Below are 20,435 nucleotides of genomic sequence, written 5' to 3' on the forward strand. Positions count from 1 at the left end.
CCCGCGGACGTGCGGCCGCGGCCCGGTCAGCCCCGGGGCTCGGTCAGCCCAGCTTCTCGATCGGCGCGATCTTGATGAGCAGCCGCTTCCGGCCCGCCGAGCCGAAGAGCACCTCCGCGATCCGCTTCGCGCCCGCGCCGGTGACGGCCTGCACGCGACCCTCGCCGAAGTCCTTGTGGCGGATCCGGTCCCCCGGGGCGAGCTCGAGCCCCGAGTTGTCGCGCACCTCGGTGATGGTGTTCGCGAACTGCTTCGGCGGGGCCTTGGGCAGCGCCTTGGGCTCGCGGAAGCCGGTCACGAACGACTCGCGCGGCTCGTCCCGCCAGCGGCCGGCGAGGGCGCGCTGCGGCGACGGCCGCACGGTCGACGGCGGCGTGCGCCAGTCGACGAGCTCCGCGGGGATCTCCTCGAGGAACCGGCTCGGCACCGCCGGCGACACCTCGCCGAACTGCGCGCGCGTCATCGCGAGCGAGATGTGCAGCCGCTGCCTGGCCCGCGTGATGCCGACGTAGAACAGCCGCCGCTCCTCCGCCGGACCGCCGGGCTCCTGCGCCGAGATGCGGTGCGGCAGCAGGTCCTCCTCGACGCCGGTGATGAACACCGCCTCGAACTCGAGGCCCTTCGCGGTGTGCAGCGTCATGAGCGACACCTGGCCGCCCGAGTCGTCGAGCTCGTCGGCCGCGGCGACGAGAGCCGTCTCGGTGAGGAAGTCGATGAGGTTGCCGCCCGGGTTCTGGCGCCGGAACTCCCGCGTCACCGCGACGAGCTCCTCGACGTTCTCGAGCCGCGCCGCGTCCTGCGGGTCGAGCGACCGCCGCAGCTGGTCGGTGTAGCCCGACCGGCTCAGCAGGTCGCGCAGCAGCTCCCCGGGGTCGGCCTCCGGCTGCGACGACCAGTGGTCGAGCAGCGCGGCGAGGTCCTTGATGGCTGCGGCCACCTTCGGGCCGAGGGCGATCTCGTCGACGCGCCGCATCGCATCCCGCAGCGTGATCTCGTGCTCGTCGGCGAACGCCTGGAGGGCAGCCTCGGTCGCCGGCCCGATGCCGCGCTTCGGCACGTTCATGATGCGGCGCAGGCTGAGCGGATCGGCCGGGTTCGCCACCGTGATGAGGTACGCCATCGCGTCCTTGATCTCGGCGCGGTCGTAGAACTTCGTGCCGCCGATCACCTTGTAGGGGATGGCGGTGCGGATCAGCACCTCTTCGAGCGCTCGCGTCTGCGCGTTCGTGCGGTAGAACACGGCGATGTCGCTGTACGACATGCCACCGGAGGTGAGCTCGACGATCTCGTCGGCGACGAACTGCGCCTCGTCGTAGCCCGAGTAGCCGGTGTAGCCGACGATCTTCTCGCCGTCGCCCGAGTCGGTCCAGAGCCGCTTCGCGCGGCGGTCGAAGTTGTTGCCGATCACGGCGTTCGCGGCCGAGAGGATGTTCTGCGTCGAGCGGTAGTTCTGCTCGAGCAGGATCGTGCGCGCGCCGGCGAAGTCGCGCTCGAAGTCGGTGATGTTGCGGATGTCGGCGCCCCGGAAGGCGTAGATCGACTGGTCGGAGTCGCCGACGACGGTGAGCGAGGCGCCCGGCAGGTCGGCGCGCAGGTCGGGCAGATCGGTGCGCGACACGGGCTGCGTCAGCTCGCGGATGAGCGCGTACTGCGCCGCGTTCGTATCCTGGTACTCGTCGACGAGGATGTGCCGGAAGCGCTTGCGGTACTGCGCCGCCACGTGCGGGAAGGCGCGGAACAGGAACACGGTCTGCGAGATGAGGTCGTCGAAGTCGAACGCGTTCGCCCGCCGCAGCTCGCGGTCGTAGTCGCGCCACAGCTCGAGGAACGCGGCGTCGAGCGGGTTGTCGAGGTTGGCCGTGCGCGCCCAGGAGTCGACGTCGTGCAGCTCGTTCTTCGCCATGGAGATCCGCGAGGAGACGCCGCCGGGCGTGAGGCCCTGGATGTCGGCGCCGCGCTCCTTGATGAGGCGCTTGATGAGCGCACGGACGTCGCCCGAGTCGTAGATCGTGAACGACTGCTTGAAGCCGAACTCCTCGGCCTCGCGGCGCAGGATGCGCACGCACGCGGAGTGGAACGTGCGGATCCACATGCCGCGCGACTCCTCGCCGACGAGGCGGTCGACGCGCTCGCGCATCTCGGCGGCAGCCTTGTTCGTGAAGGTGATCGCGAGGATCTGGCTCGGCCACGCCTCGCGCGTCGCGAGCAGGCCGGCGATGCGGTGCGTGAGGACGCGCGTCTTGCCCGAGCCGGCGCCGGCCACGATGAGCAGCGCCGGTCCGCGGTGCACGACCGCCTCGCGCTGCGGCGGGTTCAGCCCCTCGAGCAGCTCCTCGGGGATGGTGTCGCCGCGCGGTCCGATCGGCGACGGCCGCTGCACGTCACCGAAGCCCTCGTCGTTCAGCCCCCACAAGTCGCTCATCAGATCGATTCTACGAGCCCCCGGTGACGCGGCCCGCCGGTCGCGGACGCGACGACGGCCCGGATGGCGCGCATCCGGGCCGTCGTCGCCGCGTCAGGCCCTGCGCCGCGCGACGAGCAGGCCGAGGCCGGCGAGCAGCAGGAGCGCCGCCGCCAGCAGGGCACCCATCGGGGCCTCGGCGCCGGTGCGAGGCAGGCTGCCGCCGCTCGCGCCCGGGTCCGTGCTGCCGCTGCCGGCGCCCGGCGTCACCGGATCGCCGCCGCCCGAGCCGTCACCGGGGCCACCGGGCACCTCGCCGCCGCCGTCGCCCGGCCCGGGCGTCTCGTCGACCGCGCAGGCGCCGCCCGCGGCGACGCGCAGCGAGACGCCCTCGTGCGCCGAGTCCGAGATCCACGCGACCGTCGGCACGGCGGTCGGGTCGAGCTCGCACCAGTCGATCGCGAGCCCCTCGTTCGTGTAGCCCGCGGGCATCGTGCTCGGGGCGGCGACGTCGCGCTGGGCGGTGAGCTGGCCGTCGACGAACGCGAGCTCGGAGCTCGCGCTGTTGCACAGGTCGTCGCAGAGCGCCCACAGCGCGTTGCCGCCCGCGCGCCAGTCGAGCGCCATCGTCACCTCGACCGCCGGGCCGGGCGACGCGGTCTGCAGCACCGTGACCTCGCCCGACGGCTGGAGCACCACGACGTACAGCAGGCCGGTCTGCTCGACCGAGATGGCGAAGACGCCGTCGAAGTGGTCGCCGAAGGCCGCCGGGTCGTACGGGAGCGCACTGCCCGTCGACCGGTCGAGCACGCCCAGTCGCGTCGCATCGGCGTCCGAGATCCACTCGATCGCCTCGATGCCGACGTTCGCGCCCAGCTCGGGCAGCGCGCCTGCGGTCGTCAGGTTCCACTCGTGGGTCGTCGTGGTGGCGCCGTCGGCGCCGAGCTCGACGCGGAGCACCGACGGTCGGCTGACGCCCTTGGCGGCGTTGTCGCGCTCGGTGGAGAGGAAGATCGCGCCGTCGCCGGCGACGGTGAGCCCCTCGGCGTCGGGCGTGCCCGTGCCGTCGGGATAGCTCGGCACCCACGACTGCGCGATCGCGAACTGCGTCGCATCGGTCTGCTCGAGCTCGAAGATCTCGGCGTTGTCGTTGTTCACGGCGAACAGCGTGCCGTCGGCCGCGTAGTCGAGGCCCGACATGTCGTCGCCCCACCTCCCGGGCGCGACGGCGGGCACGACCTCGTCCGCGAAGGGCCACGGCTCCGTCTCGACCTCGGGCTCCTCGGCGGTCTCGCAGGCGTTGACGAGCTCGAAGCTGCCCGCAGCGGTCAGCGAGAAGGCGCCCGTCATGTCGGGGCAGCGGCCGTAGGTCGTCGTCGCGTGCGCCGTCCAGGCGTAGGCGTCGACGACGGCACCGCTCGCGTCGCGGACCGTGACGGCCTCCTCGCCACCGAGGCCGAAGCTCGAGTCGTAGGCATCCCCGTCGGTGATGATGCCGAGGTACCCGCCCGACTCGATCGTCGTGCCCTCGGGGAGCACGATCGGCTCGTGCGTCGGGTCGCCGTCGACGACCGTCCAGCCGGAGACGTCGACGGTGCGCACCGTGTCGGTGTTCGCGAGCTCGATCCAGTCGCCGCGGCCGTCGCCGTTCGACTCGACCTCGTTGAGCACGACCGGCGAGGCGACGGCGCGGACGGCGTTCGCGGCGCCGCGCGTCGGTGCGGTGTCGACGAAGACGCCGCTGCCGTCGGGCAGGCGCCCCTCGGTCGTGGCGTGCTCGGTCCACGCGTAGCCGTCGACCAGGCCGGTGCCGTCCGCGGTGAAGATGCGGATCTCGTCAGCCTTCCCGAGGCCGAAGCCGGCGCCGGTGACCGCGTCCCGCGTCTCGACGACCAGGAAGGCGCCCGGTGCCAGCACCGTGCCGGACGCGATGGGCAGCGCGCTCAGGTCGTCGTCGTCGCGGAGGATCCAGCCGCTCACGTCGACGGGCGCAGCGCCGGTGTTCAGCAGCTCCACCCAGTCCGGACCACCCGCCGCGTCGTCGCTCTGCACCTCGTTCACCACGACGGGCGACTCGACGGGCTCCACGACGACCGGCTCGCGGGCGACGTTGGGCGCACCCGGCGTCGGCTGGGTGTCGACGACCTCGCCGGTGCCGTCGGGCAGCCGGCCCTCGGTGAATGCGTGGTCCGTCCACGAGACCGCGTCGACGAGCGTGACGCCGTCAGGAGCGTAGATGCGCGCCGCGTCGTCGGCGCCGAGGCCGAAGCCGCCCGCGACATCCGTCTCGAGCACCGCGAAGCCGCCAGGGCCGAGCGTGGTGCCGGTGGGCACGCGCAGCGTGCGGGTGTCGTCGCTGTCCTTGAGCAGCCACCCGGAGATGTCGACCAGCGTCGTGCCGACGTTGAGCAGCTCGATGAAGTCGGGCGCACCCGTCGCGCTGTTCGACTGCACCTCGTTGATGACGATGTCGGCGTCCGCCGCGTGCGCGGCCGGGGCGGTGAGGAGGGTGGCCGCGAGCGCCGCCGGGAGGGCGGCGGCGAGCATCGCGGAACGGCGTCGGCGCATGAGGGATCCTTAGTCGGTCGGGGTTCCCAGCCAACGCCTCGCAAGCATCCGGCAGGTGCCGCCAGGGGAACGCGAGGTGAACGAGCGATGGCGACTCGGCCGCGGTCGTCACCTGGTCGGGAGCCGCCGCCAGAGGTCGGGATGGTCGACGAACACCGCCTCGAGCCCGAGCGCCGCCACCGTCGCCCACTCGGTCGTCCAGTCGCCCCACGCCGCGTCGTGCGCGCCGAGCCGGTGCTCCGGCTCGAGGAAGCGGTTCTCGGGCCGCAGCGTCCAGGCGAGCGTGCCGAGCCCCGCCGCCCTCGCGCGCTCGACGAGGTCGCTCGGCGCGAGCCGCCCCGTGCTGCGGTCGAACAGCAAGGCCTTGTCGACGCTGATCGCGTCGACGCGACGGCCGAGCGCGGCGAGCCCGGTGTCGGTGCGCTGCTGCGCGTAGGACGGCGCCCGGTCGTCGCCGACCAGGTCGGCCGCCGTGCCGTCCTGCTCCATCAGGTAGACGATCCGGGCCTCGACGCCGCGCTCGCGCACCGCGTGCAGCACCGACTCCTCGAAGCTCTCGATCGTCAGCCGCCCGCTCGACGACCAGTGCGCGCCGGCGACCGCATCCGCCAGCAGCGCGTCGAGCGGGAGCCCGATCGATGCGTGATGCGTCGCGTGCTTGAGCTCGGCGACGACGTCGAGCCCCGTCTCGTCGGCGATCGCGAGGAGGTCGGTGAACCGGAGGACGGCGTCCCGACCGTCGCGACGCGCGCTGAGCGGTCGCAGCGCGGGCAGCCGCTCGCGAGCGCGGAGCGTCGCCACCTCGGCCCACGTGAGGTCCTCGACGAACCAGCCATCGAGCTCGACGCCGTCGATCGTCTGCGTGCGACGCCGGTCGGCGAGGTCCGGCCGATCGGCGATGTCGGTCGTCCCACCGAGCTCGTTGTCGTGCCGCACGACGAGCACGCCGTCGCGGGTCGCGACGAGGTCGGGCTCGACGGCATCGGCGCCGAGCTCGGCGGCGAGGCGCACGGCCGTCCTGGTGTGCTCGGGCGCCCATCCCGAGGCGCCGCGGTGGCCGATGACGCGAGTGGGTGGCACCGCGCCAATCTAGCGAGATGCGCCCTGGGCGAATCGTCCCCGTGACACAGCAAATGCTGGGGGTCGCCGGATACGCTGATCGCGTCCGCCCACCGGGGCGGCCACCCGTTCTTCCCGACAGGAGCATCTCCCTTGGCAGGCAACCCGGCGTTCCGCAACTCGCCCGCGTTCACCGAGAACGCGCAGCGCGCCTCGCAGGCTGTCCCCGGCGGCCAGCAGGCACCCTACGGCCAGCAGCCGCACGGCCAGCAGCCGCAGCAGTTCGGCCAGCCCCAGTACGGGCAGGCGCCGTATGGCCAGGCACCCTACGGCCAGCAGCCGTACGGCCAGCCGGCCATCCCCACGCCCGAGCAGCTCGACCAGCAGTTCGGTCGCCCCGCTGCCGGACCGCTCGAGACCGAGCGCCTCACCTACGACGGCGTGATCATGAAGACGGCCGTCACGCTCGGCGTGACCGCGCTCGGCTTCATCGTCACGCTCGGCATGCTGTTCGTGTCGGGCACCTCGCCGGCCTTCTTCGTGCTCACCTACGGCGGTGCGCTCGTCGGCTTCGTGCTCGCGCTCGTCAACATCTTCAAGAAGGAGCCGAGCCCGGCGCTCATCCTCGCCTACGCGGCGGCGCAGGGCCTCTTCCTCGGTGGCTTCTCGGGCATCCTCGAGTTCGGCACTGGATACGACGGCATCATCTTCCAGGCGCTGCTCGCCACCGCGTGCGTGATCGGCGCGACGCTCGCGCTCTACGCGTTCCGCATCGTCCGCACGTCGCCGCGCATGAACAAGATCTTCTTCATCGCGATCATCGGCTACGGCGCCTTCTCGCTGATCAACCTCGTGCTCATGCTCACCGGTGTGAACCAGGACCCGTGGGGCGCTCGCTCGATCGAGGTCTTCGGCATCCCGCTCGGCGTGCTGCTCGGCGGCCTCGCCGTCCTGCTCGGCGCCTACTCGCTCGTCATGGACTTCGAGGGCATCGAGATGGGCGTCAAGCGCGGCGTGCACAAGAAGTACGGCTGGTCGGCCGCCTTCGGCCTCACGATGACCATCATCTGGCTCTACGTCGAGATCCTGCGGATCATCGCGATCCTGCGCGGCAACAATTAGCGCACCCCGCTGACGCACGACGAAGGCCCCGGCGGACGCCGGGGCCTTCGTCGTTCCCGCCCTACTGGTCGCGGCTCGACAGCACGCAGAACTCGTTGCCGTCGATGTCGGCGAGCACGGTCCACGAGACGTCCGGGCCCTGCCCGACGTCGATGCGCCTGGCGCCGAGCGCCTCGAGCCGGGCGATCTCGGCGTCGCGGTCGTCGCCCGTGTGCGGCGCGAGGTCCATGTGGATGCGGTTCTTCGTCGCCTTCTCGTGGTCGACGAGCACGAACGTGAGCCCGGGCGGCACCTGCTCGAACGAGAGCTTGGGCGCCAGCTCCTGCGCCCACTTCGGGATGAGGACGACCTCGTCGTCGGCCTCGTAGATGATCTGCCAGTCGAGCGCGTCACCCCACCAGCGGGCGAGCCGCCCGGGGTCGGTCGACTCGATCACGTTCGAATACCAGCGCAGCGCCATCGCAGCTCCTCCTGTCGGTTGCGCGCAAGGCTACGCCCCGCCGCCCCGTGGGGCGACGGGGCGCTCGACCCTCGTCAGCTGGCGACGGGCTGATCGTCGAGCGCGGGCTCGGCGGTGCCGACGGCCTTCGGCGGGCGGCGCGACCAGTAGGAGGCCAGCAGCGAGCCGGACACGTTGTGCCAGACGGAGAAGATCGCCGCGGGCAGCGCCGACTCGGGCGTGAAGTGGGTGCGCGCGAGGCCTGCCGCGAGGCCGGAGTTCTGCATGCCGACCTCGATCGCGACCGCGCGACGGGCGCTCTCGTCGAGCCCGACCGCCTTCGCCGCGAGGAAGCCGAGCCCGTAGCCGACGCCGTTGTGCAGGATGACGACCAGCGCGACGAGCAGGCCGACCGAGAGGATCGTCGATGCGGAGCCGGCGACGACGGCGAGCACGACGAGCGTGATGCCGAGCACCGAGACGAGCGGCAGCCACGGCAGGATCGCCCGCACGACCTTCGGCAGCAGCATCCGCAGGAGCACGCCGACGACCACGGGGATCAGCACGATGAAGATGATCGACTGGAACAGGGCCCAGGCGTCGACCGGCAGGTAGGAGCCGGCGAGCCACAGCACGAGCAGCGGCGTGAGCACGGGCGCGAGGAGCGTCGAGGCGGTGGTCATCGCGACCGAGAGCGCCGTGTCGCCCTTCGCGAGGTAGACCATGACGTTCGACGCGGTGCCGCCCGGCGCGGAGCCGACGAGCACGACGCCGACGAGCAGCTCGGGCGGCAGCTGGAACGCGAGTGCGAGGCCGATGGCCGCGAGCGGCATGATGACGTACTGCGCCACGACGCCGACCGCGAACGCCTTCGGCTTCTTGGCGATGACGGCGAAGTCGACCGGCTGCAGGGTCAGGCCCATGCCGAGCATGATGACGCCGAGCAGCGTGTTGATCCACGGACCGATCGGCAGGAACGCCTGCGGGACGACGATGGCGATCGCGGCCGCCGCGAGGACGACGAGCGGGAACCAGGTGCCGGCGACGCGGCCGATGCGCTCGCCGACGGATGTGCTGCTGGACATGTCAGACCTCCTGTGGGGACCTCTCATCCCATCACAGGAGGCATGCCGCCGACGCCTCGGACATGCGTGCCGAGCTCAGCTCGCGGCCTGGTCGAGCGCCTCCTCGAGCGCGACCCACGCGAGCATCGCGCACTTCACCCGCATCGGGAACCTCGCCACGCCCGCGAACGCCACCGCGTCGCCGAGCAGCGCCTCGTCGGGCTCGACGCCGCCGCGCGAGCGCAGCAGCTCGCGCATCGCCTCGATCCGCTGCCGCGCCTCGGCCACGGTCAGGCCGGGCGCCTGCTCGGCGAGCACCGAGGCCGATGCCTGCGAGATCGAGCAGCCCTGCCCCTCCCAGCCGAGCGCGGCGACCGCGTCGCCGTCGAGCCGCACGCGCAGCCGGATCTCGTCGCCGCACGTGGGGTTGCGCAGGAAGCGCTCGGCGTCGAACGGCTCGATCGCGCCCTCCCCCTCGCGCCGCTTCGCGTGCTCGAGGATGAGCTCCTGGTAGAGGCCGGCGAGCGGGTCGCGCGGTGCCTGGCTCGTCATCGCCCGGCCCCGAAGTAGGCGCGCACGCCCGAGAGCGCGTCGAGGAACAGGTCGACCTCCGCCTCGGTCGTGTAGAGGTAGGCGGAGGCGCGGGTCGTGGCGGCGACGCCGAGTCGGCGGTGCAGCGGCTGCGCGCAGTGGTGGCCGACGCGCGCCGCGATCCCCTGGGCGTCGAGCACTTGGCCGACGTCGTGCGCGTGCACGCCGTCGACGATGACGCTCGCGAGCCCCGCGCGCTCGGCGCCCGGCTGCGGACCGACGAGCCGCACGCCCTCGATCGAGGCGGCGCCCGATGCGAGCCGCTCCCCGAGCGCGAGCTCGTGCGCCTCGATCGCCGCCATGCCCACGCGCTCGAGGTAGTCGACCGCCGCCGCGAGGCCGACGATCGCCGACACGGGCTGCGTGCCGGCCTCGAAGCGCTGCGGCGCGGGCAGGAACTCGCGCTCGGTCATCGTCACGGTCGTGATCATCGAGCCGCCCAGGCGCGCGGGCGGCAGCGCGGCACCGAGCGCCTCGGCGAGGTAGAGCACGCCGATGCCGCCGGGGCCGAGCATCTTGTGGGCGCTGAACGCGGCCGCGTCGACGCCGAGCGCGCGCATGTCGACCGGCCGGTGGGGCACCGACTGGCAGGCGTCGAGCACGACGAGCGCGCCGACCGCGTGCGCCGCGGCCACGATCTCGTCGACCGGCGCGATGAGCCCGGTCACGTTCGAGACGTGGGCGACCGCGACGACGCGCGTGCGCTCGGTGATCGCGGCGAGCGCCGCCTCCGCCGTCCAGACGCCGTCGTCGTCCACCTCGATCCAGCGCAGCGTCGCGCCGGTCTCGTCGGCGAGGCGCTGCCACGGCAGCAGGTTGGCGTGGTGCTCCGCCTCGGTGACGAGGATCTCGTCGCCCGCCCGGATGCGGAGGGCGGGGTCGACCGCACCCGCTCGGTTGGCCTCGGCGAGCGACAGCGCGACGGTGTTGAGGGCATCCGTCGCGTTCATCGCCCAGGAGATCTCGGTGGGCCGCGCGCCGACGAAGCGCGCGATGCGGTCACGGGCGACCTCGTAGTCATCGGTCGCGAGCGCGGCGAGCGTGTGCGCGCCGCGGTGCACGGCGGCGTTGCGCTGCGTGCGGAAGGCCCACTCGGCATCGAGCACCTGGCGCGGCTGCTGGCTCGTGGCGCCGGAGTCGAGGTAGACGAGCGGCACGCCCGCCGGCTGCTCGGCGAGGATCGGGAAGTCGGCGCGCAGCGCCAGCACGCGGTCGTCGGTCAGCCCTGTCGTCGCGATGCTCGTCACCCTTCCACGGTAGTCGCCCCCGCCCCACCGCTGCCTCCCGGCCGCAACGGGCGGTCACGGACGACCAACGCGGTCAGCGCGTCGCGGCCCGGGCGAGGAGGATGGCGCGCTCCCGCTCGTTCTGCGTGCGCTCGGCCGCCTGGGAGAAGGCGGCGCGTGCCTCCTCGTCGCGGCCGAGCCGCGAGAGCAGCTCCCCGCGCACCGACGGCAGCAGGTGGCCGATCGCGAGCGCCTTCTCCCCCGCGAGCCGGTCGACGATCGCGAGCGCCGCCGCCGGGCCGTCGGCCATCGAGACGGCGACGGCCTTGTTGAGCGTCACGATGGGCGACGGCGCGACCTGCTCGAGCCCGCCGTAGAGCGCGACGATCCGTGACCAGTCGGTCGAGGCGACGTCGGCGGCGACCGCGTGGCACTCGGCGATGGCGGCCTGCAGCGCGTAGGGGCCGAGGCCGCGGCCGAAGCCCTCCGCGCGGGCGAGCGCCGCGCGGCCTCGCCGGATCGCGCCGCGGTCCCACCGCCGGCGGTCCTGGTCGGCGAGCAGCACCGGCTCACCCTGCGCGTCGACGCGCGCCGGGAAGCGGGCGGCGGTGAGCTCGAGCAGCCCGACGAGCCCGTGCACCTCGGGCTCGTCGGGCTGCAGGGCGGCGAGCGTGCGGGCGAGCCGGATCGCCTCGCGCGCGAGGTCGGGACGCATCCAGTCGTCGCCGGCCGTCGCCGCGTGCCCCTCGGTGAAGATGACGTAGAGCACGCCGAGCACCGCGGCGAGGCGCTGCGCCCGCTCGCCGCGCGGTGGCGCCTCGAATGGCACGTGCGCATCGGCGAGCGCCTGCTTCGCGCGCACGATGCGCTGCTGCACCGTCGCGACGGGCACGAGGAAGGCGCGCGCGATCTCGGCGGTCTCGAGGCCCGCGACCACGCGGAGCGTGAGCGCGATGCGAGCCTGCGGCGCGAGCAGCGGGTGGCAGGCGATGAAGACGAGCCGCAGCACGTCGTCGTCGATCTCGTCCGGGTCCCACGGCAGCGCATCCGCCGCCTCGTCCTGCTCCCGCTCGAGGTCGTGGGCGATCGCGGCCACCCGGTCGTCGAGCCGCTCCCGGCGACGCCAGTGGTCGATCGCCTTGCGCTTCGCGACCGCGGTGAGCCAGGCGGCGCCGTTGCGGGGCACGCCGCGCTCCGGCCATTGCGCGAGCGCGTCGGCGAGCGCCTCCTGCGCGAGGTCCTCGGCGAGCGCGAAGTCGCCGGTGTGGCGCGTGAGGGTCGCGACGATGCGGGCCGACTCGATGCGCCACACGGCGACGACGGCGCGCCGGGCGGAGTCCTCCGCCCGGCGAGCCGCCTCGTCCGCCGTCACCGGATCAGCCGGCGGCGCCGCCGGGAGCGGTCGCTGCGCGCTTCGCGGCCTCCTGCTCGCGCCAGCCCTCCTCCTTCTGGATCCACTCGTTGTCGGCAGGGAAGTCGTCGACGCCCTGCACGCGGCGCACCTCGAGCTTCGAGCCGGGGCCGAGCGGGCAGCGCTGCGCCCACTCCGCGGCCTCCTCCTTGGAGGCGACGTCGAGGATCCAGAAGCCGTTAAACAGCTCCTTCGTCTCGCCGTACGGGCCGTCGGTGACGAGCGGCGGGTCGGCCGAGAAGTCGACGACGAAGCCCTCCGATGCATCGGACAGGCCCTCGCCGGCGAGCAGCACGCCGGCCTCGACCATCGACTCGTTGTACTTCCCCATCGCCTCGATGACCTGCTCGAAGGGGATCTGCTTGTACGCCTCGACGGCCTCGTCGTTCGAGCGCATGATCAGCATGTACTGCACGGTGTGACTCCTTGCGTGTGTGGGTCGTCGATCGACCCTCTCACTCAAGGCGTCGAACGGGAACGGTCCGGATCGACATCCGCTGCAGATCGCTTCGCGCTCGCCGGCCAGGCGCCTGCCGCGATGTACCAGCCGGCGCCGATCGCGCTCGCCGCGACGATGCCGGAGGGCAGGGTGCCGAGCGACGACATCGCCGCCGAGAGCAGCAGCAGCAGGAGCGCCGTGATGAGCGCCACGAAGGCGACGCGGCGTGGCCTGCCGCGCGCGCGCATCCGCAGGCCGCTCGCGGCCAGCAGCCCGGCGACGAGGCTCGCGAGCGCCGAGAGCATCGCCCGCTCCGCCCACATCGCGACGCGGCTCGCGTCGAGGGCGACGCCGGATGCGTCGTGGGCGATCGCGTCGACGAGCAGCAGCAGGCTCAGCACCACCGTCGGCAGCACGCCGATGAGCGCGATGGAGCCGAGCCACTCGGCGCGCAGCCGCGCGCGATCCCAGGTGGCACGGATGAGCAGCGCGACGCCGCCGAGCGCGAGCGCGCCGAGCAGGGTGCCGCCGATCGCCGGCCACAGCAGCGCGGCCTGGTCGTCGCAGACCCAGTCGACGCCCGAGAGCCGGCAGCCGAACCGCAGCCGCGCCTGCAGGAAGCTCGCGCGGGCGAGGCTCACCATCGCGCTCGCGACGAACCCGATGACGAGCAGCCAGAGCGCCGCCGCGCGGGCGGAGCGCTCGCGCCCTGGTCGGTTCGTCACCACGGGCTCGACGCTACTCCCCTGCGCCCCTCATGCTGCAGGCGCCCGCGGGTGCAGGTCGGCGCGCGTGCCCGCCGCGAGCTCGCGGCCGTAGGCCGCCGCCACGCCTGTCGCCGCGCACGCGATCGCGGTGCCGACGACCGCCGGCGCGAGCGTGCCGCCGAGCGTGGAGGCGCACGAGAGCAGGAGCGCGACGGTGCCGGCACGCGAGAGGCTCCGCGCGACCGCGGGAGCTCGGCCGCGGACGAGCAGCCAGGTCCCGACGGCGACGCAGATCGCCGCGAGGCCCACCCAGCCGCTGGCCAGGCCAGCGGAGCTCATCCACAGGTCGAGCGCGGAACGCTCTGGCGGCAACCCGCCGGACTGCGCGAGGGCGGCATCGGTCGCACGAGCGGGTCCGAGCAGGAGCAGGCAGGTCGCGATCGTCGGCACCCCGGCCATCAGCGCCGCGACGGGCAGCAGCGCTCGCGGCGCACGCCCGGCCGCCAGCACGCACAGGAGCGAGACCGCGAGCGCCGCAGCGCACAGCAGGAGCATCGGCACGCCGGCAGACAGCAGCACGATCCCGTCGCCGCAGGACCAGGACCCGGGGCCTTCGCTCGCCGGCGCGTACGAGCACCCGAAGCGCAGCCCGTCTCGCAGCCACACCACCGCGCTGGGCGCCAGCGGGACGGCGAGGAGCGCCGCTCCCCCCAGCGCCCACCACGCGAGCACCCTCGCCTCGCGAACCTCTCCGCCACCACCCTGCACGGCACGATCCTCCCCCGAACGCCTGCGAATCTCCCTGCCCTCCGCCTGCCCTCCCACCCGCAGCGGGGGTCGCGCGGTCTGCGGGGTGTCGAGTTATGACGAAGGCCGGATGCCCCACATCACCAGGACCCGAAGAAGGCCGGACACCCCGTGGGGCATCCGGCCTTCGTCATTGTCTGAGCTGAGGAGCAGACCGCGCGACCCACGCGACCCTACGAACCCCTACTCCCACTCGATCGTCCCCGGCGGCTTCGACGTCACGTCGAGCACGACGCGGTTGACCTCCGGCACCTCGTTCGTGATGCGGTTCGAGATGCGCGCGAGCACGTCGTACGGCAGGCGCGTCCAGTCGGCGGTCATGGCGTCCTCGCTCGAGACGGGGCGCAGCACGATCGGGTGGCCGTAGGTGCGGCCGTCGCCCTGGACGCCGACCGAGCGCACGTCGGCGAGGAGCACGACCGGGCACTGCCAGATCTCGCCGTCGAGGCCTGCGGCCGTCAGCTCCGCGCGCGCGATCGCATCCGCGCGGCGCAGGGTGTCGAGCCGCTCCTCGGTGACCTCGCCGATGATGCGGATGCCGAGGCCCGGTCCGGGGAACGGCTGGCGCGAGACGATGACCTCCGGCAGGCCCAGCTCGCGGCCGATGGCGCGCACCTCGTCCTTGAAGAGCGCCCGCAGCGGCTCGACGAGCTTGAACTGCAGGTCGTCGGGCAGCCCGCCGACGTTGTGGTGGCTCTTGATGTTCGCGGTGCCGGAGCCGCCGCCCGACTCGACGACGTCGGGGTAGAGCGTGCCCTGCACGAGCCAGCGGATCGGCTCGCCGTCGGCTGCTGCCTCGGCGGCGAGGTCGCGCTCCGCCTGCTCGAACGCGCGGATGAACTCGCGCCCGATGATCTTGCGCTTCTCCTCGGGGTCGGTCACGCCGGCGAGCGCCTGCATGAATCGCTCGCGCGCGTCGACCGTGACCAGCCGCACGCCGGTCGAGGCGACGTAGTCCTCCTCGACCTGCCGTCGCTCGTCCTGGCGCAGCAGCCCGTGGTCGACGAAGACGCAGATGAGCTGGTCGCCGATCGCCTCGTGCACGAGCGCGGCGGCGACGGCGGAGTCGACGCCGCCGGACAGGCCGCAGATCGCGCGGTCGGTGCCGACCTGCTCGCGGATGCGCGCGACCTGCTCCTCGATGACGTTGCCGGTGCGCCAGTCGCCCGGGAGCCCCGCGATGTCGTGCAGGAACGACTCGAGCACGCGCTGGCCGTGCTCGGAGTGCCGCACCTCCGGGTGCCACTGCACGCCGGCGAGCCTGCGCTCGCGGTCCTCGAACGCGGCGACCGGGGTGTCGGCGGTCGATGCGAGCACCGTAAAGCCTGCCGGCGCCTCCGCGACCGCGTCGCCGTGGCTCATCCACACCGTCTGCGCGTCGGGCTGGCCGTTCAGCAGCGCGCCGCCGCCGTCGACCTGCATCGCGGTCGAGCCGTACTCACGGTTGCCGGTCTTCGCGACCGTGCCGCCGAGCTGCGCGGCCATCACCTGGAAGCCGTAGCAGATGCCGAACGTCGGCACCCCGAGCTCGAGGATGCCCTCGTCGAGCCGGGGCGCGCCCTCGGCGTAGACGCTCGAGGGTCCGCCGGAGAGCACGATCGCGGCGGGATCCTTCGCGCGGATCTCGTCGGCGGTGATCGTCGACGGCACGATCTCGCTGTAGACGTCGGCCTCGCGCACGCGGCGCGCGATGAGCTGCGCGTACTGCGCGCCGAAGTCGACGACGAGGACGGGGCGCTGGGCGGTGTCGGACATCATGCCTCCGGGGCGGTGGATGCGGGAGCGGGGGCGGCCGCCGACCTGGCGGCCTTCTCGGCCTCCAGGCGGGCGAGGTCGGCGAGCGCGATGCGGTGCATCGGGCGCTCGACGAAGAAGGAGAGGAACGGCACGACGCCGCCGAGCGCCATCGCGAACAGGCGCTTGAAGGGCCAGCGGAGCAGGCTCCAGAGCCGGAACGACGCGAACAGGTAGACGACGTAGATCCAGCCGTGCACGATCAGGATGCCGAGCGAGATGTTGACGCCCTCGCCGAGCGAGGTGATCTCGCAGCCCATGCCGCCGGGCACGAACAGCGAGTACCACTGGCATCCGGCGCCCGGCACGACCGCCTCGAGGGCAAGCGGGCCGCTCGCCCCGAAGGCGAAGACCTCGACGTGCGTCGGCGAGTACTTCAGCACCATCTCCGCCACGAGCAGCAGCAGGAAGATGCCCGTCACCCACGACATCACGCGGTAGAACGTAATCGCCGTGCGGATCTGGGGCAGCTGTTCGATCGGTCTCGGCACGTCTCCAGCCTATCCGCGGGCCGTGTCGCCGCCCGCTGCGGCGGCTTCCGCTGCATCCTCGATGGCCTCGACCTCGCGCTCGAGCGCGTCCTTGACGAGTCGGTACCAGAGGTAGAAGGCGAAGAGCATGAACGCGACCCACTCGATCGCGTAGAAGATGTTGAGGGCGTTGAGCTGCGTGTCGGTGACCGGGCGGACCGACACGATCGGCTCGCCGCCGTCGACGAGCGCGCCGGATGCGTCGGCCGCGGCGGCGTCGAGGATCGCGTACGACCCGTAGACGCGGCCGTCGTACGCCTCCCACTCGTTGATGAGCGCGGCGACGCTCATCGCCTCGACCTCGTCGGTCTGGATGTCGCCCTGCGTCGGCGCCTCGGACGGCATGAGCCTGCCGACGAGTTCCCCAGCGCCGCCGGCGCCGCGCTGCTCGACGAGCGCCTGCGCCGCGGCCGGGTCGGCGAACCACGCGAGCGCGACGGGCAGCGAGACGGGGTCGGCACCGTCCTGCGGCACGAGGACGCGCCCGACCACCCAGGTGCCGATCAGGCCGTCCTGCGAGCGGCCGGCGAGCGTGTCGAAGTCCTCCGGCACCCACTCGCCCGTGAACGAGACCATGCGGCCGCCGGCCTCGCTCGTCAGCGTCGAGCCCGGCACGGCCACGCTCGTGAGCGGCACGGCGGTCTCGGTGTCGCGCTCATCCGCCTGGCCCTGCTCGACCGCGCGCGCGATCTGCCACTGGCCGAGCAGCGCGAAGACGGCGGCGACCGCGAGGCACGCGACGAGCACGCCGATCCAGCGGGGCCGCGTCGCGACCTGCCGGAAGGTGGGGAAGGGGGTGCTCATGCACCCCCGAGTCTACCGGCGTCGACCGGCGCGGCGGCGACCCGGCTGCCCGCTCGACGAGCGGGCAGCCGAGGCCGCTCAGGCCACCGGCTCCTGCCTGGTGCCGACAGCGCTCGCGGTCGGGAGCGCGCCGAGCGGCACGATCTCCGGCGCCTCGAGGCGCGCCCGGTCGGCCGACTCGTCGTCCGGCAGCTCCTGGCTCGCGAGCTCGGCGGCGACGCGCTTGTTGTAGGTGTTGATCTCCTTCTCGATGCGCGCCTCGTCCCAGCCGAGCGCATCCGCCATGATCCGAGCGGCGACCGGGGCCGCCGCGACGCCGCGGTCCCACGACTCGATCGAGATGCGGGTGCGGCGGGCGAGCACGTCGTCGAGGTGCAGGGCACCCTCGTGCGTGCAGGCGTAGCGCACCTCCGCGCCGATGTAGTCGTCGGCGCCCGGCAGCGGCTCGGCGAGCTCCGGCTGCTGCCGGATGATGTCGAGCACCTCGTCGGTGAGCGTGCCGTACCGGTTGAGCAGGTGCTCGATGCGGTGCTTGTGCACCCCGAACGCGCGCGCGATCCTCGCCCGCTTGTTCCAGGCCGCCCGGTAGCCGACGGCGCCGAGCAGCGGGATCTGCTCGGTGCACGAGTCGGGCACCTTGCCGTCCATCGCGCTCGCCGCCTCGTCGATCGCGTCCTTCGCCATCACGCGGTAGGTGGTCCACTTGCCGCCGGCGATGAGCACGAGGCCCGGCACGGTGTGCGAGACGTAGTGCTCGCGCGAGAGGTTCGCGGTCGAGGAGCCGTCGCTCGCCGCGAGCAGCGGCCGCAGGCCCGCGTAGACGCCCTCGACGTCGCTGCGGGTCAGCTTCGTCGCGAGCACCGAGTTCACGTGGTCGAGGATGTAGTCGATGTCGGCCGCCGTCGCCGCCGGGTGCGCCTTGTCGAGCTCCCAGTCGGTGTCGGTCGTGCCGATGATCCAGTGCCGGCCCCACGGGATGACGAAGAGCACGCTCTTCTCCGTGCGCAGCAGCAGGCCCATCGACGAGTGGAAGCGGTCGCGCGGCACCACGAGGTGCACGCCCTTCGACGCCCGCACCTTGAACTCGCCGCGCGAGCCGACCATCGCCTGGGTGTCGCCCGTCCAGACGCCGGTCGCGTTCACGACCTGCTTCGCGCGGATCTCGAACTGCTCGCCGGTCTCGTAGTCGTGCGCCTGCACGCCGACGACCCGCTCGCCCACCTTGAGGAAGCCCTCCGCGCGCACGCGGCTCGCCACGTGGGCGCCGTAGAACGACGCGGTGCGCGCGAGCTCGGCGACGTAGCGGGCGTCGTCGACCTGGCCGTCGTAGTAGGTGAGGCCGCCGACGAGCGCGTTCGGGTCGAGCGACGGGATCTGCTTCAGCATCTGCTTCTTGGTGAGGTGCCGGTGCATCGGCACCCCCGGCTTCATGAAGCCCGTGTAGCTGAAGGCGTCGTACATCGCCATGCCCGCGCCGATGTACGCGCGCTCGATGAGCGGCGTCGTGAGCGGGTAGAGGAACTTGACGGGCTTCACGAGGTGCGGCGCGAGGCGCTGCAGCAGCAGGCCGCGCTCGATGAGCGCCTCCCGCACGAGGCCGAAGTTGGCCTGCTCGAGGTAGCGGATGCCGCCGTGGATGAGCTTCGACGAGCGGCTCGACGTGCCGGAGGCGAAGTCGCGCCCCTCGATGAGGCCGACGCGCAGGCCGCGCGTCACGGCGTCGAGCGCCGCGCCGGTGCCGACGATGCCGCCGCCGATCACGAGCACATCGACCTCGCGCTCGCGGAGCGAGGCGATCGCGGCAGCGCGCTCCTCGGGGCCGAGCTTCCTCGACCGACTCACGCTGTTGGTGGTCTCAGCCATGGATCCTCCTTGGATGCGCGCCCGGGTGGGCGGTCTAGCGTGGCGGGCTGCTCTCCACGACCACGTCGATCCGCTGGAACTCCTTGAGGTCCTTGTAGCCGGTGGTCGACATGGCCTTGCGCAGAGCGCCCATGATGTTCGCCGTGCCGTCCGCGACCGGTGAGGGTCCGTTCAGCACGACGTCGAGCGGGCCGACCTGGTCGACCTGCACGCGATTGCCGCGAGGCAGCTTCTGGTTGTGCGCCTCGGGGCCCCAGTGCCAGCCGCGGCCGGGGGCATCCGTCGCACGAGCGAGCGCGGTGCCGAGCATGACGCCGTCGGCGCCGCATGCGAGCGCCTTCACGACCTGCCCGGAGGTGCCGAGCGAGCCGTCGGCGATGACGTGCACGTAGCGGCCGCCGGACTCGTCGAGGTAGTCGCGCCGGGCGGCGGCGACGTCGCTCACGGCGGTCGCCATCGGGGCCGCGACGCCGAGCACCTTCTCGCTCGTCGAGGCCGCACCGCCCCCGAAGCCGACGAGCACGCCCGCCGCACCGGTGCGCATGAGGTGCAGCGCGGCCGTGTAGGTGACGACGCCGCCGACCACGACGGGCACGTCGAGCTCGTAGATGAACTGCTTGAGGTTGAGGGGCGCGCCGCGCTCGGCGGAGACGTGCTCGGCGCTCACCGTGGCGCCGCGGATGACCATGAGCTCGACGCCCGCCGCGAGCACCGTCTCGTAGTGCTGCTGCACGGCCTGCGGGCTGAGGCTGCCGGAGACCGGCACGCCGGCGTCGCGGATCTGCGCGAGGCGGTCGCGGATGAGCTCCGGCTTGATCGGCTCGGCGTAGATCTCGCGCATGCGGCTCGTCGCGAGGTCGGCGGGCAGGCGCGCGATCTCGGCGAGCAGCGGCTCGGGGTCGTCGTAGCGGGTCCAGACGCCCTCGAGGTTGAGCACGCCGACGCCTCCGGCCCTGCCGAGCGCGATCGCTGTGGCCGGGCTCGTGACCGAGTCGGTCGGGGCGCTCATCACCGGGATCTCGAACTTGAAGGCGTCGATCTGCCACTGCAGCGAGACGAGGTCGCTGTCGCGCGTGCGCCGTGACGGCACGATGCTGATGTCGTCGAAGCCGTACCCGGTGCGGGCGCGCTTGCTGCGGCCGATCTCGATCTCCGTCACCCGCCCAGCCTATCCCGCAGGGAGCGAGGGACGCTCAGGACCCGAGCACGCTCTTGATGCGCAGCAGCGCCGCCTCGAGCTCGACCCGCACCGACGCGGCCTTCGCGGTGCTCACGCGCTCGCCACGATCGGCGCGCGCCGCGTCGCGCACCTGCTGGCGGAACTCCGTGAGGGCGAGGTCGATGTCGTGGATCGCCATGCGCGCGGCCGCGCGCTCGGCCGGGTGGGGCACATCCGCCGGGTTGCTGGCCTCCGTCCACGACGGCCCGGTCCACGATGGCTCCGGCTCCGGCCAGGGCGTGGAGACGGGGTTCGGCACGGAGCTCGACGTGGGGCTCGACGCGGGCACCGGTCGCTCAGGCAAGGACGGGTCGGGCGGAGACGCGGGCCGCGCGTGCGCCTCGAACCAGCCCCGCTCCTCGCGCTCCGGAGGCGTGGGCGTGCTCGGGGT

General features: G+C 73.0%; 17 protein-coding genes. 1 reads left to right on the forward strand and 16 read right to left on the reverse strand.

Translation table 11 applies throughout. The features are described 5' to 3' along the window. Positions 1-43 precede the first annotated feature (43 nt). The 3 genes from ABIB37_RS02490 to ABIB37_RS02500 form a co-directional block, all read right to left on the reverse strand. Positions 44-2,422, reverse strand: a complete 2,379-nt coding sequence (locus ABIB37_RS02490) for an ATP-dependent helicase (RefSeq protein ID WP_354256316.1) — start codon at positions 2,420-2,422, stop codon at positions 44-46. Between the two features lie 93 nt (positions 2,423-2,515). Continuing rightward, a complete protein-coding gene (locus ABIB37_RS02495) occupies positions 2,516-4,969 on the reverse strand; it encodes a lamin tail domain-containing protein (protein WP_354256318.1) in 2,454 nt (817 codons plus the stop codon). Positions 4,970-5,077: 108 nt separating this feature from the next. After that, positions 5,078-6,049 (reverse strand): glycerophosphodiester phosphodiesterase family protein, encoded by a 972-nt coding sequence (locus ABIB37_RS02500; protein ID WP_354256320.1) that lies wholly within the window; start codon positions 6,047-6,049, stop codon positions 5,078-5,080. 132 nt (positions 6,050-6,181) lie between these two features. Here ABIB37_RS02500 and ABIB37_RS02505 point away from each other — a divergent pair, with 132 nt between their 5' ends. Continuing rightward, positions 6,182-7,150: a Bax inhibitor-1/YccA family protein gene (locus ABIB37_RS02505; protein WP_354256323.1), complete on the forward strand. Its 969-nt coding sequence runs from the start codon at positions 6,182-6,184 to the stop codon at positions 7,148-7,150. Positions 7,151-7,211: 61 nt separating this feature from the next. Here the strand turns inward: ABIB37_RS02505 and ABIB37_RS02510 are convergent, their stop codons facing one another. The 13 genes from ABIB37_RS02510 to ABIB37_RS02570 all read right to left on the reverse strand — a co-directional run bounded on the left by ABIB37_RS02510 (position 7,212) and on the right by ABIB37_RS02570 (position 19,984). Then, on the reverse strand, positions 7,212-7,610 hold the full coding sequence (locus ABIB37_RS02510) for a VOC family protein (RefSeq protein ID WP_123697118.1): 399 nt from the start codon (positions 7,608-7,610) through the stop codon (positions 7,212-7,214). A gap of 74 nt (positions 7,611-7,684) precedes the next feature. Further along, positions 7,685-8,674, reverse strand: a complete 990-nt coding sequence (locus tag ABIB37_RS02515) for a bile acid:sodium symporter family protein (protein ID WP_354256325.1) — start codon at positions 8,672-8,674, stop codon at positions 7,685-7,687. 75 nt (positions 8,675-8,749) lie between these two features. Further along, positions 8,750-9,205: a Fe-S cluster assembly sulfur transfer protein SufU gene (gene sufU, locus ABIB37_RS02520; protein WP_354256328.1), complete on the reverse strand. Its 456-nt coding sequence runs from the start codon at positions 9,203-9,205 to the stop codon at positions 8,750-8,752. Then, entirely contained in the window at positions 9,202-10,482 is a 1,281-nt protein-coding gene (locus ABIB37_RS02525; RefSeq protein WP_502914060.1) for a SufS family cysteine desulfurase, read from the reverse strand. Before ABIB37_RS02525 ends, sufU begins: the two co-directional genes overlap by 4 nt. 82 nt (positions 10,483-10,564) lie before the next feature. Beyond that, on the reverse strand, positions 10,565-11,842 hold the full coding sequence (locus tag ABIB37_RS02530; RefSeq protein WP_354256333.1) for an RNA polymerase sigma factor: 1,278 nt from the start codon (positions 11,840-11,842) through the stop codon (positions 10,565-10,567). Between the two features lie 4 nt (positions 11,843-11,846). Next, a complete protein-coding gene (locus ABIB37_RS02535; RefSeq protein WP_354256336.1) occupies positions 11,847-12,296 on the reverse strand; it encodes a YciI family protein in 450 nt (149 codons plus the stop codon). A gap of 44 nt (positions 12,297-12,340) precedes the next feature. Beyond that, the gene (locus tag ABIB37_RS02540; protein ID WP_354256338.1) at positions 12,341-13,048 is read right to left on the reverse strand and encodes a hypothetical protein; all 708 of its coding nucleotides are present in this window, start codon (positions 13,046-13,048) and stop codon (positions 12,341-12,343) included. 27 nt (positions 13,049-13,075) lie between these two features. Then, positions 13,076-13,588: a hypothetical protein gene (locus ABIB37_RS02545; RefSeq protein ID WP_354256341.1), complete on the reverse strand. Its 513-nt coding sequence runs from the start codon at positions 13,586-13,588 to the stop codon at positions 13,076-13,078. Between the two features lie 429 nt (positions 13,589-14,017). Further along, positions 14,018-15,589, reverse strand: coding sequence for a glutamine-hydrolyzing GMP synthase (guaA, locus tag ABIB37_RS02550; RefSeq protein ID WP_123697112.1), 1,572 nt, complete (start codon positions 15,587-15,589; stop codon positions 14,018-14,020). Beyond that, positions 15,589-16,119, reverse strand: a complete 531-nt coding sequence (locus ABIB37_RS02555; protein ID WP_354256344.1) for a DUF3817 domain-containing protein — start codon at positions 16,117-16,119, stop codon at positions 15,589-15,591. The genes guaA and ABIB37_RS02555 overlap by 1 nt, the downstream gene beginning before the upstream one ends. A gap of 9 nt (positions 16,120-16,128) precedes the next feature. Beyond that, entirely contained in the window at positions 16,129-16,962 is an 834-nt protein-coding gene (locus ABIB37_RS02560) for an SURF1 family cytochrome oxidase biogenesis protein (RefSeq protein ID WP_354256346.1), read from the reverse strand. 78 nt (positions 16,963-17,040) lie between these two features. Next, complete coding sequence (locus tag ABIB37_RS02565; protein WP_354256349.1) at positions 17,041-18,825, reverse strand: glycerol-3-phosphate dehydrogenase/oxidase; 1,785 nt, start codon at positions 18,823-18,825, stop codon at positions 17,041-17,043. A gap of 34 nt (positions 18,826-18,859) precedes the next feature. After that, positions 18,860-19,984, reverse strand: a complete 1,125-nt coding sequence (locus ABIB37_RS02570) for a GuaB3 family IMP dehydrogenase-related protein (RefSeq protein WP_123697109.1) — start codon at positions 19,982-19,984, stop codon at positions 18,860-18,862. Between the last annotated feature and the right edge of the window lie 451 nt (positions 19,985-20,435).

The organism is Agrococcus sp. UYP10 (assembly GCF_040547205.1).
In the GTDB taxonomy this organism is placed as follows: Bacteria; Actinomycetota; Actinomycetes; order Actinomycetales; family Microbacteriaceae; genus Agrococcus; species Agrococcus jenensis.